Annotated in this window: 14 protein-coding genes; 7 read left to right on the forward strand and 7 right to left on the reverse strand. The window is 72.9% G+C overall.

The genetic code is table 11. From position 1 onward, the window contains the following. The first annotated feature begins 58 nt into the window (after window positions 1-58). Together FHX45_RS04525 and FHX45_RS04530 are read left to right on the forward strand one after the other, a co-directional pair. Window positions 59-835 carry a cyclase family protein gene (locus FHX45_RS04525; protein WP_167096921.1) on the forward strand — a complete coding sequence of 259 codons (777 nt, stop codon included), beginning with the start codon at window positions 59-61 and terminating at the stop codon, window positions 833-835. Beyond that, window positions 832-2,460, forward strand: coding sequence for a thiamine pyrophosphate-binding protein (locus FHX45_RS04530; protein WP_167096922.1), 1,629 nt, complete (start codon window positions 832-834; stop codon window positions 2,458-2,460). The genes FHX45_RS04525 and FHX45_RS04530 overlap by 4 nt, the downstream gene beginning before the upstream one ends. An 89-nt stretch (window positions 2,461-2,549) precedes the next feature. Here FHX45_RS04530 and FHX45_RS04535 read toward each other — a convergent pair whose 3' ends face one another. Further along, window positions 2,550-3,158: an RNA polymerase sigma factor gene (locus tag FHX45_RS04535; RefSeq protein WP_167096924.1), complete on the reverse strand. Its 609-nt coding sequence runs from the start codon at window positions 3,156-3,158 to the stop codon at window positions 2,550-2,552. A gap of 202 nt (window positions 3,159-3,360) precedes the next feature. Further along, complete coding sequence (locus FHX45_RS04540) at window positions 3,361-3,645, reverse strand: hypothetical protein (protein WP_167096926.1); 285 nt, start codon at window positions 3,643-3,645, stop codon at window positions 3,361-3,363. Window positions 3,646-3,796: 151 nt separating this feature from the next. Here FHX45_RS04540 and FHX45_RS04545 point away from each other — a divergent pair, with 151 nt between their 5' ends. Continuing rightward, on the forward strand, window positions 3,797-4,105 hold the full coding sequence (locus FHX45_RS04545; protein WP_167096928.1) for a helix-turn-helix domain-containing protein: 309 nt from the start codon (window positions 3,797-3,799) through the stop codon (window positions 4,103-4,105). Here FHX45_RS04545 and FHX45_RS04550 read toward each other — a convergent pair. The 5 genes from FHX45_RS04550 to FHX45_RS28555 all read right to left on the reverse strand — a co-directional run bounded on the left by FHX45_RS04550 (window position 4,063) and on the right by FHX45_RS28555 (window position 10,849). After that, window positions 4,063-4,239 carry a hypothetical protein gene (locus FHX45_RS04550; RefSeq protein WP_167096930.1) on the reverse strand — a complete coding sequence of 59 codons (177 nt, stop codon included), beginning with the start codon at window positions 4,237-4,239 and terminating at the stop codon, window positions 4,063-4,065. The genes FHX45_RS04545 and FHX45_RS04550 overlap by 43 nt on opposite strands. A 52-nt stretch (window positions 4,240-4,291) precedes the next feature. After that, entirely contained in the window at window positions 4,292-4,447 is a 156-nt protein-coding gene (locus FHX45_RS04555) for a hypothetical protein (RefSeq protein WP_167096932.1), read from the reverse strand. A gap of 3 nt (window positions 4,448-4,450) precedes the next feature. Then, entirely contained in the window at window positions 4,451-5,170 is a 720-nt protein-coding gene (locus FHX45_RS04560) for a class E sortase (protein ID WP_167096934.1), read from the reverse strand. Next, window positions 5,163-5,429, reverse strand: a complete 267-nt coding sequence (locus FHX45_RS04565; protein WP_167096936.1) for a hypothetical protein — start codon at window positions 5,427-5,429, stop codon at window positions 5,163-5,165. Before FHX45_RS04565 ends, FHX45_RS04560 begins: the two co-directional genes overlap by 8 nt. An 80-nt stretch (window positions 5,430-5,509) precedes the next feature. Further along, entirely contained in the window at window positions 5,510-10,849 is a 5,340-nt protein-coding gene (locus FHX45_RS28555; RefSeq protein ID WP_167096938.1) for a DUF7927 domain-containing protein, read from the reverse strand. A 451-nt stretch (window positions 10,850-11,300) separates the two neighbouring features. Here FHX45_RS28555 and FHX45_RS28560 point away from each other — a divergent pair, with 451 nt between their 5' ends. From FHX45_RS28560 to FHX45_RS04590, 4 genes are all read left to right on the forward strand, one after another. Further along, the gene (locus FHX45_RS28560; RefSeq protein WP_167096940.1) at window positions 11,301-13,826 is read left to right on the forward strand and encodes a LuxR C-terminal-related transcriptional regulator; all 2,526 of its coding nucleotides are present in this window, start codon (window positions 11,301-11,303) and stop codon (window positions 13,824-13,826) included. Between the two features lie 205 nt (window positions 13,827-14,031). Continuing rightward, window positions 14,032-14,745 (forward strand): hypothetical protein, encoded by a 714-nt coding sequence (locus FHX45_RS04580; RefSeq protein ID WP_167096941.1) that lies wholly within the window; start codon window positions 14,032-14,034, stop codon window positions 14,743-14,745. A gap of 226 nt (window positions 14,746-14,971) precedes the next feature. Next, on the forward strand, window positions 14,972-15,325 hold the full coding sequence (locus tag FHX45_RS04585) for an RNA polymerase sigma factor (protein WP_167096942.1): 354 nt from the start codon (window positions 14,972-14,974) through the stop codon (window positions 15,323-15,325). A gap of 131 nt (window positions 15,326-15,456) precedes the next feature. After that, window positions 15,457-16,107 carry an NAD(P)-binding domain-containing protein gene (locus tag FHX45_RS04590; RefSeq protein WP_167096943.1) on the forward strand — a complete coding sequence of 217 codons (651 nt, stop codon included), beginning with the start codon at window positions 15,457-15,459 and terminating at the stop codon, window positions 16,105-16,107. Window positions 16,108-16,117 lie beyond the last annotated feature (10 nt).

Genomic DNA, 16,117 nt, shown 5'->3' on the forward strand with positions numbered 1-16,117 from the left:
ACGCTCGTCCGCGGGGCCGGTCAGCGGAGACCGGCCGGGCGAGACCCGGGAGGTTGCCATGCCCGTACTGGCCGACCTGGTGAGCGCGCTGCGGACCGGCGGCGTCGAGGTCGTGGACCTGACGGCGCCGCTGTCGGCGAGCACCCCGGTGTTGCAGCTGCCACCGCCCTTCGCCAACACCGCGAGCTTCCAGCTGACCGAGATCAGCCGATACGACGACCGGGGCCCGCGCTGGTACTGGAACGACATTCGCACCGGCGAGCACGTCGGCACCCACGTCGACGCACCCGTCCACTGGCTCTCCGGCAAGGACGGGCCCAGCGTGGACCGGATTCCGCTGCGCACCCTGATCGGGCCCGCGGCGGTGCTCGACGCATCGGACCGGGTCGCCGACGACCCGGACTTCCTCCTCGGCATCGACGACGTCCGGCGGTGGGAACGCGACCACGGGCCGCTGCCCGAGGGCGGCTGGCTGCTCTACCGCACCGGATGGGACGCGCGGTCGGGCGACCAGGCGGACTTCCTCAACGCCGGCGACGGCGTCTCGCACACCCCCGGAGTCTCCCCGGAGTGCGCCCGGTGGCTGGCCGAGGAAGCCCCGATCGCGGGGTTCGGGGTGGAGACCGTGGGCACCGACGCCGGCCGCGCGACCGAGCTGGATCCGATCTTCCCGTGCCACGACCGGCTGCTGGGCGCGGGCAAGTGCGGGCTGACCCAGCTGCGCAACCTCGCCCAGCTGCCCGCGGCCGGCGCCCTGCTGGTCGTCTCGCCGCTGCCGATCGTGGGCGGCTCGGGCAGCCCGGCGCGCGTCTACGCGTTCGTGGAGCGGTCGTGATCGTCGCCGAAGCGGTGGGTGACGTCCTGGCCCGGCTGGGCGCGGGCCCGGTCTTCGGCGTGGTGGGCAGCGGCAACTTCCACGTCACCAACGCCCTGCGCGCCGCCGGGGCCGCCTTCTACGCCACCCGCCACGAAGGCGGGGCGGCCACCGCCGCCGACGCGTGCGGGCGGATGAGCGGCCGGGTCGCGATCGTGACGACCCACCAGGGCCCCGGGCTGGCCAACGCCGTCACCGGCATCGGCGAGGCGGCCAAGAGCCGCACCCCGCTGATCGTGCTCACCGCCGACACCCCCGCCGACGACCCGCTCAACAACTTCCACATCGACCAGGACGGCCTGGCCCGCGCGGTCGGCGCGGTCGCCGACCGCGTGCACGGCCCGGGCACCGCGGTCGCCGACACCGTCCGCGCCTACCGGACGGCGCTGCACGAGCGCCGGACCGTCGTGCTCAACCTGCCGCTCGACGTCCAGGCGATGCCCGCTCCGCCACCGCAGCCGCTCGCGCCGGTCGCGGACCCACCGGTGGTGCAGCCGGATCCCGCCGCCGTCGCCGACCTGGCCGCGCTGGTCGCCGCCGCACGGCGGCCGGTGTTCATCGCCGGCCGCGGTGGCCGGGGCGCGGCGGCGGAGATCCGGGCGCTGGCGAACGCGTGCGGTGCGTTGCTCGCCACGTCCGCGGTGGCGCACGGGCTGTTCCACGACGACCCGTGGGCACTGGGCATCTCAGGCGGGTTCGCCTCACCGCTGGCCGCGGAGCTGATCCGCGGCGCGGACCTCGTCGTCGCTTGGGGTTGTGCGCTCAACCGCTGGACCACGCGCCAGGGCAAGCTGATCGGCCCCACCACCCGGCTCGCGCAGGTGGACGTGGCGGCGGACGCGCTGGGCGCGCACCGCCCGGTGCATCTCGGCGTACCCGGCGACGCCGCCACCACCGCCCGCGCGGTGCTCACCGAACTGGGTGACCGGGTCACGCCCGGCTACCGCTCCCCCGGGCTGCGCGCCCGGATCGCCGCCCGTGGGCGCTGGTCCACCGCCGACTTCACCGACGAGTCGACCGGTGCGCTGATCGATCCGCGCACGCTGTCGGTGGAGCTGGACCGGATCCTGCCCGCCGAGCGCGTGGTGTCGGTGGATTCGGGCAACTTCATGGGCTATCCCAGCGCCTACCTCGCGGTGCCGGACGAGTTCGGGTTCTGCTTCACGCAGGCGTTCCAGTCGATCGGGCTGGGACTGGCCACGGCGATCGGTGCCGCGATCGCCCAGCCGGGCAGGCTGCCGGTCGCGGCACTGGGCGACGGCGGCTTCCACATGGCCGCCGCCGAACTGGACACCGCCGTCCGGCTGGGGCTGCCGCTGGTGGTGATCGTGTACGACGACGCCGCCTACGGCGCCGAGGTCCACCACTTCGCCGGCGACCACACCACCGTGCGATTCCCGCCCAGCGACATCGCGGCCATCGCCCGCGGCTTCGGCTGCACCGGCGTCACCGTCCACACCACCGCCGATCTCGGGTCCGTCACCGCCTGGCTCAACGGGCCGCGCGACGCCCCGCTCGTGGTCGACGCGAAGATCACCGACGACGGCGGGTCGTGGTGGCTCGCCGAGGCGTTCCACGGGCATTAAGGGCACCGAGGGCACCAAGGGCACCGAGGACCGGCTTGACCACCCCTCCGGCGGGCCGGCCGTGCGGTGCGGCCTGGCACCCCGCGCGCTCACGCCCGCCCGGGCGCAGCCGGCCGGGCGCCCGCCGGCCCGCCAGGAGTCCCGGCGGTGGCGGTCCGCAGTTCGTCGTACTGCCTGCGCAGCGCGGTGCGTGCCCGCCACAGCAAGGAGCACGCGGCGGCCGGCGAGATCCCGGACTCGGCGGCGAGGTCCTGCGGCCGGTAGCCCAGCACGTCCACCCGCCAGAGCACGTCGCGCCACCGCGGTGGCAGTGCGGTGAAGGCGGCGTGCAGGGCCGGCTCACCGTCCGGTTCCGGGGTGGGGGCGCCCTCGGCCGCCTCGAGCCCGGCGGGCAGGCTCAGCGCGTTTCGCCCGGCCAGGTCGATCGCGAGGCGGCGGACCGTGGTCCGCAGGTAGGCGCCGACGTTGGTGAGCGGGCCGCGCCCGGCGTCGAGCGCCACCATCATCCGCAGCAGTGCGTCGGCGGAGACGTCCTCCGCATCGGCGGCCGACCGGACGAACCGGCGTGCGTACCGCACCAGATCCGCGTGGTGCCGGCGGTAGAGCTGTGTGACCGCCTCCCGGTCGCCGCCGCGTGCCGCCGACAGCAGGTCCTCGTCGGCGGGCCCCGGCGCTCTGCCGGCCAGTACCTCGCTCATGTGCCCCTCCTCGCCCGAACCGGTCATCCGGCAACCGATACAACTACAGGCCCGGATCGGCATTCGGGTGATCACGCGCTACTGCTGGTGGAGTCCACTACGCTGCGCGCAATGGGCTCTGCCAGGAGGGTGAATACGGGGCTGCCGCGATAACGCACCGGATACCCGCCCCGATAGTGCGCCGACGGGAACGCAATCTTGATCACAAAGTGGTCACATTGCTCCTTTTTGGAGCGTCGAACGCCGGGGAGCGGCTCGTCCGGCGCGCGCACGCATCGCAGGTGTGGTCCGGCTGCCACGCGCGTGCCTGGGCGCGGAACACGCGCCGGAGGTCGCGGCGCGATCGGACGACGCCGGTGGCGCCGTGCAGCGGGGTGCCGAACACCTGGAGCCTGCGCTGCCTGCGCCCGCAGCCGCACACCGTGCGGCGGTAGCACCGGGCCACCGCGATGCCGTCCCTCACGCGTACCTGGATGCGCCCGTTCATCGTTGCTCCCACTCGCTCGTGCGGAATCGTCCCGTTAGGAGACGGCGGTGCGCGAAGCGGCATGTCGCCGAACGGGCCTCCCCTTTCGGATGGGATCTGGACCACACCTCGTCACGGCGTCATGGCCGGCCAGCGGCATCGTTGCTCCGTCGTGGGAGACGAGCAGCCGGCCCTCTTCGCCGCCGCGGTGGGTGACGTCCTGCGCGAGCTGCGCACGCGTCGTGGGTGGACCCGGAGCGACCTGAGCACGCGGATGGGTGGTGCGGTCTCGCCCTCGGCGATCTCCGGCTACGAAAGCGGTTACCGCGCGCTGAAGCTGGAGCTGCTCGCCGAGCTGTGCACCGCACTCGGTGTCCGGGTCGACACCGTCGTCGCCACCGCCGATCGCCGGGTGCGCTCGCCGTCTCCGGCGCGGGTTCACGTGCTGCGGCACCGCAGCCGGCGCCACGCCAGTTTGTAGGGGTCCAGCTCGAGGACCCGCCCGGACTGTACGTCCGTCCGGGCCCGGGCCAGGACCCGGCGGGCTTCCTGCACGTCGATGTCGTACTCCCGGCAGCGCGCGAGAAAGGCGCGCAACGCGTCGTTCTCGGACACGCTCAGAGGATCGTCCGCCAGGACGAGCGCAAACGTGCCTCAGCTGATCGTGTCACCCGAGCGTTGCGGTGTCGTCGTGCAGCCAGGCGTCCAGACGGGGAAAAGCGAGGTACCACAACGCGATGCCCAGTGCCGCCGCGACCACGAGGAAGATCAGCAGCTTGACCACCCGGTTGCCGGGCAGCCACCGCCAGACCAGATCGAGCACCGCTCATCCCTCCAGTTCCGGTGGCCTGCCGGCGGTTTTCCCCCGCGTGCCGGCGAGTTCGGCGTGCACGATCAGCCGTTCCCAGTTGCCCCACCGGGGATTGCACGTCGTCAGGGTCAGCAGCTGCCGCACGGGTGGTGCACCGGGATCGGCGGGGTTCGCGGCGATGACGGTGCTGTCGGTCGGCGCCACCACGCTCGTGCCGGTCACCCGGTACACGAACCACTGCTCCGCCGTCTCCACCACGACCGCGTCGCCGGGCACCAGTTTGTCCAGGTCCCAGAAGGTGCCACGCACCCGGTGCCCGGCCACCGCGAAGTTGCCGGGCTCACCGGGCAACTGGCTGCCCGGGTAGTGTCCCGGTCCCGTGCGCAGATCGGCCGGGGACACGCCTTGCACCACGGCCCAGTGCAGCGCGAGCCGGGGCAGGTACAGCCGCGCGAGGGGCCTGCCCCCGGGGCCCGCGTCCGCGGTCGCCGCCGGGGACACCACTGTGGACGCCTCCGGTGGCGCCGCAGCGCTTTGCCAGAGCTGGTCGAGTTGCCGGTCGAGGATCTGCTGCTGCCCGGCGACCCGGGCCGCCACCCCGAACTCCTCGTAGGCCACGAACAACAGCACCACCAGGCCGAGCACCACGGACAGCTCACCGGTGACCTGCACCAGCCGGCGAACCACGCGGACGGCGGGCCGCGCCGCCACGACGATACCGGCCACCTCAGGCATCCCGGCGCGGTCGCCACGACAGGACCACGGCCGCGGCTGCGGCCACCGCCGGCGAGCCGGCCAGGAGCCGGCGCAGGGCCCCCGGACCGCCCTCGCCCGGCCCGACGTAGGTCACCGCCGCGCCGGATCGCAGTTCGGTCACCCCGTTGCCGGGGCCCACCGACAGCCCGGCGGGGCGTGCGCCTGCCGCGGCTGCGCCGACCGGTCCGCCGGTGGCGATCACCACGGCGACGAGTCCGGCGAGTGCTGCGCCGATCATCGGGTGCTCCTTCTGGTTGGCGGGCTCCGCCCGTCCCGCCCCGGAAGTCGCGGGGCGGGACGGGCCGAGCGTCGAGCGGGTCAGCCGTGGCGGCGGCGGACCCTGATCACCGTGAGCAGCGCCCCGCCGAGTGCGAGGAGGATCCCCGCCACGAGCAGCTGCAGCCAGGTGTTGTCACCCGTGGTGGCGAGCTTGCCGCCACCCGAGGCGCCCGGCGCGCCCGGCTTGCCGGGACCGGCCGGTGTGTCGACCGCCGTGTCGGTCCGGCAGTCCGGGTTGTCCGCACCGGCGGCGCAGTTGCCGCCCGGGTTGAACCCGCCCGAACCCGGCGGGGTGACCACCACGTTGTGGAGGTTCCCGTCGCCACGGGCCGGATCGTTCACCGTGACCGAGTAGGTGACCGTCGTCGTGCCGCCCACCGCGAGCGGACCGGACCAGGACAGCGTGGTCCCGTCGACCGTGGCGCCGCCGGTGGCGTCACCGTTGTAGGTGGCGTCGTCGAGCACCCCGGACAGGTCGTCGGTGAAGCTCGCCGGCTTGTCCGCGGTGTAGGCCACCTGCCCGGTGTTGGTCACCGTGACGGTGTAGGTGACCTTGCCGCCCGGTCCGGCGTGGCCGGTGGAGGCGTGCTTGACCACCTCGAACGACCGCACGCTGGTCCGCGTGGCGCAGTCGGGGTCGGTGGACCCCGTGGTGCAGTTGCCGTTCAGTTCCGGCGGGGTGACCACCTTGTTGTCCAGCAACCGGTCGCCGGTGTCCGGGTCGTGCACGGTCACCGAGTAGATCACCGTCACCGACTGCCCCGCGGGCAGCGGACCGGACCAGGACAGCGTGGTCCCGTCGACCGTGGCGCCGCCGGTGGCGTCACCGTTGTAGGTGGCGTCGTCGAGCACCCCGGACAGGTCGTCGGTGAAGCTCGCCGGGTCCTGCGCGGTGAAGTCGGCCTGGCCGGTGTTGGTCACCGTGACCGTGTAGGTCACCTTCTCCCCCGGAGCGGCAGTGGCTGACGAGGTCGTCTTGGTCACCTTCAGCTGGTTGCCCGGCACGTTCGCCGTGCATTGCGGGTTGGTGGTCCCCGCGGGGCAGCTGCCGCCGCCCGCCGGGGTCACCACGGTGTTGCCCAGCTTCTGGTCACCGGTGTCCGGGCTGTGCACCGTGACCGAGTAGGTCACCGTGACCGCCTGCCCGGCCGCGAGCGGACCGGACCACGACAGCACCGGTTCGGCGTAGGTCGCCCCGCCGGTCGCGTCGTTGTTGTAGGTCGCGTCGTCCAGCACCGCCGACAGGTCGTCGGTGAAGCTCGCCGGGGCCCCGGCCGGGTAGTCGACCTTGCCGGTGTTGGTCACCGTCACCGTGTAGGTGAGCTTGTCCCCCGCCGCGGCCTTGGTCTTGTCGACCGTCTTGACCACGTCGTAGGACTGCACCGGTGTCTGGACCGGGTCACACGGTCCGGGCGTGCCGTCGGCGCATCCGGCGCCGGGGACGTCCGGCAGCACCGGGGCGTTGGTGAGCTGGTGGTCACCGCTGTCCGGGTTGCCGACGGTCACCGAGTAGGTCACCGTCACCGTCTGCCCGACCGCGAGCGGACCGGACCACGACAGCACCGGCGCCACGTACTGCGCGCCGTTGGTGGCGTCGTTGTTGTAGGTGGCGTCGTCCAGCACGGCGGCCAGGTTGTCGCTGAACGCGGCCGGGTTCTCCGCCGTGTAGTCGGCCTGACCGGTGTTGGTCACCGTCATCGTGTAGGTGATGGTGTCGCCGGGCAGGGCCTTCCCGGCCGACGCGGACTTGGCGACCGTGTAGGACGCGACCGGCGTGTCCGTCCGGCAGGCCGCGGCGTCCGCGCCCGGCGGGCAGTTGCCGCCGCCGGTCACCGCGTTGCGCAGGTGGTGGTCACCGGTGCTCGGCGCGTTCACCGTCACCGAGTAGGTCACCGTCACCGACTGGCCGACCGCGAGCGGGCCGGACCAGGACAGCGTGTTCCGGTCGACCGTGGCGCCGTTGGTGGCGTCACCGTTGTAGGTGGCGTCGTCCAGGACGCCGGACAGGTCGTCGGTGAACGTGGCCGGGTTGGCGGCCGTGTAGCCGGTCCGGCCGGTGTTGGTCACCGTGACGGTGTAGGTGACCTTCTCGCCGGTGCCGGCCTTGGCGGCCGACGCCGTCTTGGTCACCGTGTAGTCGGACACCGGCACGTGGCCCGGTGCGCACGGGCCGAGCGAGCCGTCCGCGCAGGTGAAGCCGGGCACGCCCGGTGGTGCGCTGACGCCGTTGACCAGGTCGTGGTCACCGGTGCCGGGATTGTGCACGGTCACCGAGTAGGTCACCGTGACCGTCTGCCCGACGGCGAGCGGGCCCGACCACGACAGCACCGGTTCGGCGTACGTGGCACCGCCGGTCGCGTCGTTGTTGTAGGTCGCGTCGTCCAGCACCCCCGACAGGTCGTCGGTGAAGCCGGCCGGGTTCTGCGCGGTGTAGGCGGCCTGACCGGTGTTGGTCACCGCCACCGTGTAGGTCACGGTGTCGCCCGGCCCGGCCTCGGCCGGCTCGGCCTTCTTGGCCACGGAGAACGACCGGACCGCAACCACGTTGTGGCACGCGGGATCGGTCGATCCGGGGGCGCAGCCACCACCGGTGCCCGGCGGGTTGCTGACCGCGTTCACCAGCCGCTTGTCACCGGTGTCCGGGTCGTGGACCGTCACCGTGTACGTGACCGTGACGGATTCGCCGACGGCGAGGGGACCCGACCACGACAGCACCGGTTCGGCGTAGGTCGCCCCGCCGGTCGCGTCGTTGTTGTAGGTCGCGTCGTCCAGCACCGCCGAGAGGTCGTCGGTGAACGACGCCGGCGCCTCGGCCGGGTAGGCGGCCTGGCCGGTGTTCGTCACCACGACCGTGTAGGTGATCGTGTCGCCCGGGTTCGCGTCCTGCTGCGAGGCGGACTTGGTGACGCTGAACGACTTCGACGGCGTCGTCGTGGTGCACGCGGGGTCGGTGGACCCGGCGGCGCAGTTGCCGCCGGTGCCCGGTGGCGTGACCACGGCGTTGGCCAGCCGCTGGTCACCGGTGTGCGGGTCGTTGACCGTCAGCGAGTAGTGCACCTGGACGGACTGGCCCACGGCCAGCGGACCCGACCACGACAGGGTCGGCGCGGTGTAGGTCGCCCCGTTGTCCGCGTCGTTGTTGTAGGTCGCGTCGTCCAGCACCGCCGACAGGTCGTCGGTGAACGACGCGGGGTTCTCCGCGGTGTAGGGGACACTGCTGGTGTTGCGGACGGTCACGGTGTAGGTGACCTTGTCACCCGGGTGGACCGGACCGGCGGTCCCGGCGGTCTTGGTCACCTCGTACGACGGGGTTCCGGGCGTGTTGGTGACCGTGCACCTGTAGTTGTGCGTGGTGGACACCGTCAGGGTCCACGGACCGTCCCCGCCTGCCGGGACCGGGTCACCGGTGGTGGAGTCCACGCAGGTGATGGTCGCGGCGTAGGCGCTGATCGCGTCCGGGGAGCCGGGTGCCATCGCGTCGGTGATCGTGTAGGTGGCGCCCTGCGTCACCGGCCAGTTCGCCGTGCTCGCCGAGGTGTTCGTCCCCGTGGTGGTCGCCGCGGTCAGCTGGGTACCGCCGGCCTGGAGGCCGACGGTGAACTGGTCGGCGGCCTGGACCCGGCCGGCCACCTGCTTCTCCACCGTGATGGTGGGGATCGGCGCGCTGGCGCAGCGGGCGCCGTCGTTGCCACCGGAGGCGGGACCGTGCGAGACCAGGATCGACTGGCGGGTGCGCGGGTCGGTGCGGTAGATGTCGCCGGTGGTGTTGTCCGAGCTGTACAGGTAGCCCGCCGCGTCGGCGTAGGTGGCTCCCACGTACTGGTGGTCCGGCATCCCGATGATGCGGCCGGTGTCGATCAACGTGCCGGCGGCCGGATCGAACTTCAGCAGGTGCGGGACACCGTTCGCGTCGTAGCCCACGTTGTAGAGAGCGCCACCGATCCACGACCAGTCCGCTCCAGGCTGGAGGCCGGCCGGCACGGTGACCGAGCCGGACGCGACGACCCGCGCGTAAGTGGCCGATCCCGGCGCGAGGTCGACCTCGTACCAGGTGATGGGCGAGACCGACGCGGTCACCCACAGGTGACCGTTGCTGTCGAAGTCACCGACGTTGAACGCCTGGGCGGCCGGGATCCCGGCGGGAACACCGAGATCGGTCAGGCTGCCGTCGGCGTTGACCCGGACCAGGTGACCGGCGTTGTCGAAGCCGTAGAAGTAGTTGTCCAGGGTGTTGAACCCGACCGCGTTCACCGGCGTCGGGGTCTCCAGGATCTTCTTCGCCGCACCCGTCGCCAGGTCCACCTGGAAGATGTCGTTCGGGCTGGTGGCCGACGGCGTCTGGAACAGGTACCCGAAGGCGTCACAGTTCCAGGCCTGCGTCGCGGTGTTGGTCACCGCGCAGCGGAACGCTCCCGCCGTCGGCACGGTGAACTTCCACGACGGTGCCGAGCCCGTGGCCGCCACCGCCTGCCCGGTCGTGGTGTTGGTGCAGGTGATCGTGGGCCGGTAGTAACTCAGCCGGCTCGCCGCGCCCGCCGCCATCGCATCGGTGATGGTGTAGGTGGCGCCCGTGCGCACCGGGGTCGCTCCGCTGCTCGCGGTCGTGCCGGTGCCCGACGTGGTGGCCGAGTTGATCACCGTGCCGGTGCTGTCGGCCACGCTCAGCGTGAACTGGTCGTCGGCCGACGCGCGGCCGGCCACCGTCTTGGTGACCTCCAGCGTCGGGCAGAGCACGCTCGGGCGCATCTGGGCGAGGAAGCCCTCCGCACCCTGCCCGCTCTTCACCTGCACGACCATCGTGTTGAGACCGGAACGCCAGTCGTGGTTCAGCGTGGTCTGCGCGGCGGAGGGGGTCTTGAACCCGGCGAAGAAGTAGGGGTCCTGGCCGGCCGGTGCGCTCGGCAGCCCGGTCGTCTTGGAGCTCTGCGGCACGCCGTTGACGTAGACCTCGGTCACCGTGTTGTCGGCCAGGAAGTTCATGGCCAGGGTGAACGCGGCGGGGTCCACCGCGGAGTCCAGGGTGAACTGGTACCGGTAGTACCAGTCGCCCCGGGGCACGCCCTGGTCCGGATTCGCCGTGGTCTGCTGCGAGATCCACTCCGCGTTGTTGTACGGGCTCGGGTCCCAGAACGGGGTGATCCGGCTGACGTTGGCCGGTCCCCACGTGGCCCCGGCCGGCGGTGGGGCGGCGGCGGGCAGCGGGTTGGTCGGCCCGAACGGCCCGGCGACCTCCCAGCTGGGGTCGGTACCGCCCGGCAGCGCGCCACCGCTCGCCCGGTCGTAGCCGGTGTTGAAGATGTTCGGATCGGTCGAGCAGGTGACTGTGGTGCTGGAGGCCGCACTGGCCGTCGTGCCCGCACCCGTCACTCCTCCCGCCACCACGACCGAGGCCAGGACGGCCAGTGACGCGCCGGCCGCGAGACCGCGGCGGGGTCCCCGCCCCAGGCGGCGCCATCGTTGACTCAGTGGAACACGTTGCCGGGCTTGCCGCCCGCGCCGGCGTGGCGGTCTTTCGGCGGCAGCGTCCGGTTGAGCAGTGTGATCTGCGGACACGGCGATCTCCAGGCCTGTCGATTGACAAGGACACCTCGACCCACCCCCCGACCACGCGGACAGCCACGTGCGGATGGGACTGATCAGTCGTAGGCCGGACGGCGGAGCGGACGCGAGCGGAACCGCCGCATTCCACCCCGTGATCACCCCCGCCCGCCCGGCCCGGCGCCGCCCGCCCCGGCCGCCCCGCTGTGACCTCACCCTCACCTCACCCGCGACATGTCCGGCGGTCACCCGCGGTCTTCTCGGGTGGAACGGCAGTGGCAGGGAGTCGACTGTGAACGAAGACCGGGTGCGCGTGGGACGCGAACTCATCGTGCGGCCGCGGCTGATGCGCGAGCTCGACCAGCCGTCGGCACTGACGGTGCTGCGGGCACCGCTGGGATTCGGCAAGACCGCGCTCGTGGCGCAATGGTTGCGGGGCAGCGGGAACAAGCCGGCCGTGCGGGTGCGCGCCACCGGTAGCGCGGCGGAGTTCTGGGACCGAGTGCGGGATGCCTTGCTGGACACCGGGGTCACCGGCCCGGACGATCCGGCCCGGTCCCCGCTGCACGGGCTGGCCCGCGCGGTCCGGGCATGCGGTGACCTGGTGCTCGTCGTCGACGACTTCGACGAGATCGCCGACGGTGGCGTCGAGCGCGATCTGCTGTACCTGCTGCGTGACTGTCCGGGCCTGCGCCTCGTGGTGTGCGTGCGCGGCGAGCGCCACTTCGCCCGGCACCGCCGCCTCGACCTGGACGCCGTCGAACTGACCGCGCACGACCTCGCGTTCACCGTGGACGAAACCCAGGCGGTGCTGCAGGCGTGCGGGCTCACCGGGGCGCCGCAGTGGGCCGAGGCCGTCCACCACGAGTGCGGTGGCTGGCCCGAACCCGTCCGCGCCGCGGCGATCGTGTTGCGCGAGCTGGCCCGGGCCGGCCGGCCGGCACCGTCGGCACCCTCCATCGTCACCGAGTACCTGCGTGACCGGCTGTTGTCCGAACTGGACGATGAACGGGTTCGCGATCTCGCCTTCGCCGCCGCCCTCCTCGGCCCCGCGCCGACCGGGCTGCTGGCGTCGCTGACCGGCGGCGAGCGAGGCGAGCAGCTGACACGGCTGGGTGCCCTCGGGTTGCTGGCCGGGCCCGGCCCCGCCGCTGACACCGCCCGGTGGGCCGAGGCCGCCCGCGCCGCGCTGTCCGGGGTGTTCCGCACCCGCCACCCGGCGCGGGTTCGCGAGCTGCGCGGGCGAGCCGCGCAGTGGTACCGGGACCACCGGCGGCCGGCCGCGGCGCTGTCGGAGGCCGTGCAGGCGCAGGACCCGGAACTGGCCGTGCGGATCGTCGACGAGAACTGGCTCGACCTGCTGGAGAACCACACCGACGTGCTGCGGTCCGCGTTCGCCGCCCTCCCCGTCCCAGCTCTGGAAACGAGCGCGCGGGCCATGGCGGCCCGCGATCTGCTGCTGCGCGCACCGGACAACCGGGTGTTCGCCGCACTTCCGCCGCTCCCGCCGTCGGCGCCGGAGCCGTCAGCGCTCCCGGAGGTTCTCGACACCGGTCTGGCCACGCTCCTGGTACTCCGCCGCCGCGGCCTGCTCCTCCGCGCGACAGCCCACGGCGACCGGCTGCTCACCTTCGCCGGTGCGGGATCGCCCCGGTTGTCCCGGCTCTTCCAGGAGGTGGGGACCACCCGGCTGCTCACCGGTGACCTCCGGGGGGCGCGCCACGCGCTCTCGACGGCCGCCGACCTCGCCGGGCCGGCGGAGGCCTCGGAGGCGTCGGAGGCCTCGGAGGCGCAGGGACAGCTCGCCCTCGTCTCGCTGGCGACCGGCGGCGACGTCACCGGTGTGCCGGCCGAAGCAGCCGGCACCCGATCGGGCACGCTCGCCCGGGCGATCCTGGCGCTCGACCGGCTCGACCTGAAGACCGCCGCGGAGTGCGTCAGCCGGCTGCACCGGCTGCCGGGCCCGGACCCGCTGTGGCCGGTCACCGCGTTCGTCCACAGTGGATACCTCTGGGCCGCCGGCGACGCGCTCGGCGGGCTGAAACACCTGGACCAGGTCCGCGCCGCGCACGGCGGCGACCGCGGGCCGGGCGCCGTCGCCGGCCCGCTCCTGGCCGCGGCCGAGGCCAATCTGCTCATCGCGCTGGGGCACGGCAACCACGCCTCGGCGGTGCTCGACGAGTTCGATCCGCGGCACCCGCTGCTCCGGGTGATCCGCGCGCGGTTGCTGCTGCTCGGCGGAAACCCCGCGGAAGCGATGCGGCACTGCGAGGATCTCGCGTGGTTGCGTGCCGCACCGCGGTCGCTCGAACTGGAGTTGATGCTCATCCGGGCCATCGCGCAGCTGCGGTCGGGTGATCGCACCGGTTCCGCCGGGACGGTGCGCCGCGCCGCCTCGTCCGCGCGCCGCACCGGACTGCTGCGTCCGTTCCGGACCGTCCCCCGCGCGGAACTCGCCGACGTGGTCTCGCACGCCGGCTTCGACGCCCTGGCCCTGCTGCGGGAGCCCGCGCTCCGGAACGTGCCGGACCTCTTCCCGGAGCGGCTGGACCTGGTCGTGCTCACCGACCGGGAGCGGCACATCCTGGACTACCTCGCCGCCGGGCTGCCCAGCCAGCGGATCGCGCACCAGCTCTTCATCTCCTACAACACCGTGAAGACGCACGTTCGCGGGTTGTACCGCAAGCTCAAGGCCGGCAGCCGGGACGAAGCGCTCGCCCGGGCGCGCGCCCTCGGCCTGCTTCCGGCGGATGCGGGACCGGCCGCGACGGCGATCGTCCCCCACCGCACCCCGGGTCAGACCACGGTCCCCGCCTGACCTCGACACCGAACCGGGGCCGTGAGTAGCATCACATCCAATGCGATGTGGACGGTGGCCGGCTGCGCCATACTGTGGCCAGTCCAAGCCTGGTAGCCGTGCGCTGTTCGAGGGGGGTTCGGTGGTGGAATGCCCGCCGGCGCACTACGGCGATGAGGAACGTGAAGACGTCGCGGGACCGCCGGGAAGCACGGTGTCCGCGGCGGTGACGAACCTGCTGAACCGCTGGCGGGCGCGGTCGGCGCAACGGGGGTGGCCGGCGGACCTCACCTGGCCGCTCGACGCCGTGCACACCGTCGCCGAGGCGTGCCTGACCGGCACCGACCTGTTCCCCGCCCTCCTCGAGCTGGCTGATCAGCGTCTCGGCTCGGCCGCCACCGCCGACGACTTCGAACGCGACCTCGCCGCCCTCGCGTCGTGCCTGCCCGCGATCGGTCTGGGGCCGTCACCGGCCGAGCTGACCGCGATGGCCGGCCGCGCCGCGCGGCGCATCGTCGCTCGCGACGCGGTGCTCGCGCACGGCACGGACCCGGTCACCACGGTGCGGACGAGGGCCGCGTTCCTGCACGATCTCACCTCGCCCGGCTACGACGACGCCGACGTCCACGTCTGGGTGGCGCGATGGGAACCGGGAACGGCGCCGTGGTCGTCGGCGTCGGTGCGCACGATGATCGCCGACCGCATCCGCCCGCACCTGCGCGCCCGCGAATCGGCGGGAGCGGTCGGCCCCTGCGACATGGCGGTCCTGGTGACCGAGCGCGCGCGGGCCGAGCAGCTGGGCGAACTCGTGCGCGACCTGCCCGGGTCGTCGGACCTCGTCCTGTCGATCAGGCGGCGGCCACCGGGCGCCGATCCCGTGCGGCGCGCCGAGTGGCTGCTGGACCTGTTCCCGTCCCTGGTCGACGAGCCGCCGCTCTGAGCGGCGGCCGGCCGCGAAAATGGAGCAGTGTTGCCGATTCGTGACGATGGGCGCCGGGTGGGGTTCGCGGTATCGAGCTGACCCGGACCGTCGTTATCCGTAACACCCGTTAACCGCCCGTTCGGCTGAACAGGGCGGGAACGGTCGCGTCTGAGTAGCGTCAGTTCACCCTATCGGTGTGCCCCTTCTGTAGTTGCATCACAGGAAGTGCGCAGAGGGAGGACCGATGGGTGACACCGCGACACGCGAGCTGGCCGGCATGCCGGACGACGAACGACTGGGCACGGCTCGCGGCGGCGACCGGGAGGCGTACGCGATCCTGGTCCACCGGCACCGGGCCGCCGCACCGGACGTGACCGCCGACGGGCTGGTCCTGGCCATGCCGGCGGCGTTCGCCGCCCTGCCGGCCCGCTGGCGCCGGGTCCTGTGGATGGTCGAGGTCCTCGGTCACCGCCCGCAGGACGTGGCCGCCGAACTCGGCATCGCGCCCGCCGCGGCGTGCTCGCTGGTGTGGCGGGCGCGCACGGCCCTGCGGCGGCAGTACGAGCAGTACGAGCAGCACGGTTCCCGTGACCGGTGATGCACCCGATCTTCCTCACCCGCTCCGTCCGGCATCCGTATTGCCCGGAACGTCCCGCCGAGGTATACCGGGGAACGGGGCGCGATCGTCTGTCGCGCATCCGATGCCGACAGTCTGGAAAGGACCATCGCGTGCGGATTTCGGTACTGGGCAGCGGGATCGTCGGACGCACGCTGGCCGCGCGCCTGGTCGACCTCCGGCACCGCGTCGTGATCGGTACCCGCGACCCCGGGCGGCCGCACATCACCCGGTGGCTCCGGTCGGCGGGTGAGCTGGCCCGCGCCGGGACCTACGCGGAGGCGGCGCGGTCCGCGTCGATCGTGCTCAACGCCACCCCGGGAACGGCCACTTTGGACGCGCTGCACGCGGCCGGCGCGGCGGCACTCGCCGGCAAGGTACTGGTCGACGTCGCCAACCCGGTCGGCGACCCGGCCGCGGACCCGCCCCGGCTCAGAACCGGCGACCGGAGCCTGGGCGAGGACATCCAGGCGGCGTTCACCCAGACCAGAGTGGTCAAGGCCCTCAACACGGTGAGCCCCTCGGTGATGGTCAACCCGAAGCGGGTGCCCGGCGACCACGTTGCGTTCCTCGCCGGCGACAGCAGACAGGCCAAAACGATGGTGACCGGCCTGCTGCGCGAGTTCGGCTGGCCCCCGCACGCGATCGTCGACCTCGGTGACATCACCGGCGCACGGTCGATGGAGATGCTGTTCCCGTTGCGGCAGCGGCTGAGCAGGTCCCTCGGCCACACCAACTTCAACCTCGGGATCCTGCACGCCTGACCCCCGGTTC

This window comes from Amycolatopsis granulosa, assembly GCF_011758745.1.
Taxonomy (GTDB): Bacteria; Actinomycetota; Actinomycetes; order Mycobacteriales; family Pseudonocardiaceae; genus Amycolatopsis_E; species Amycolatopsis_E granulosa.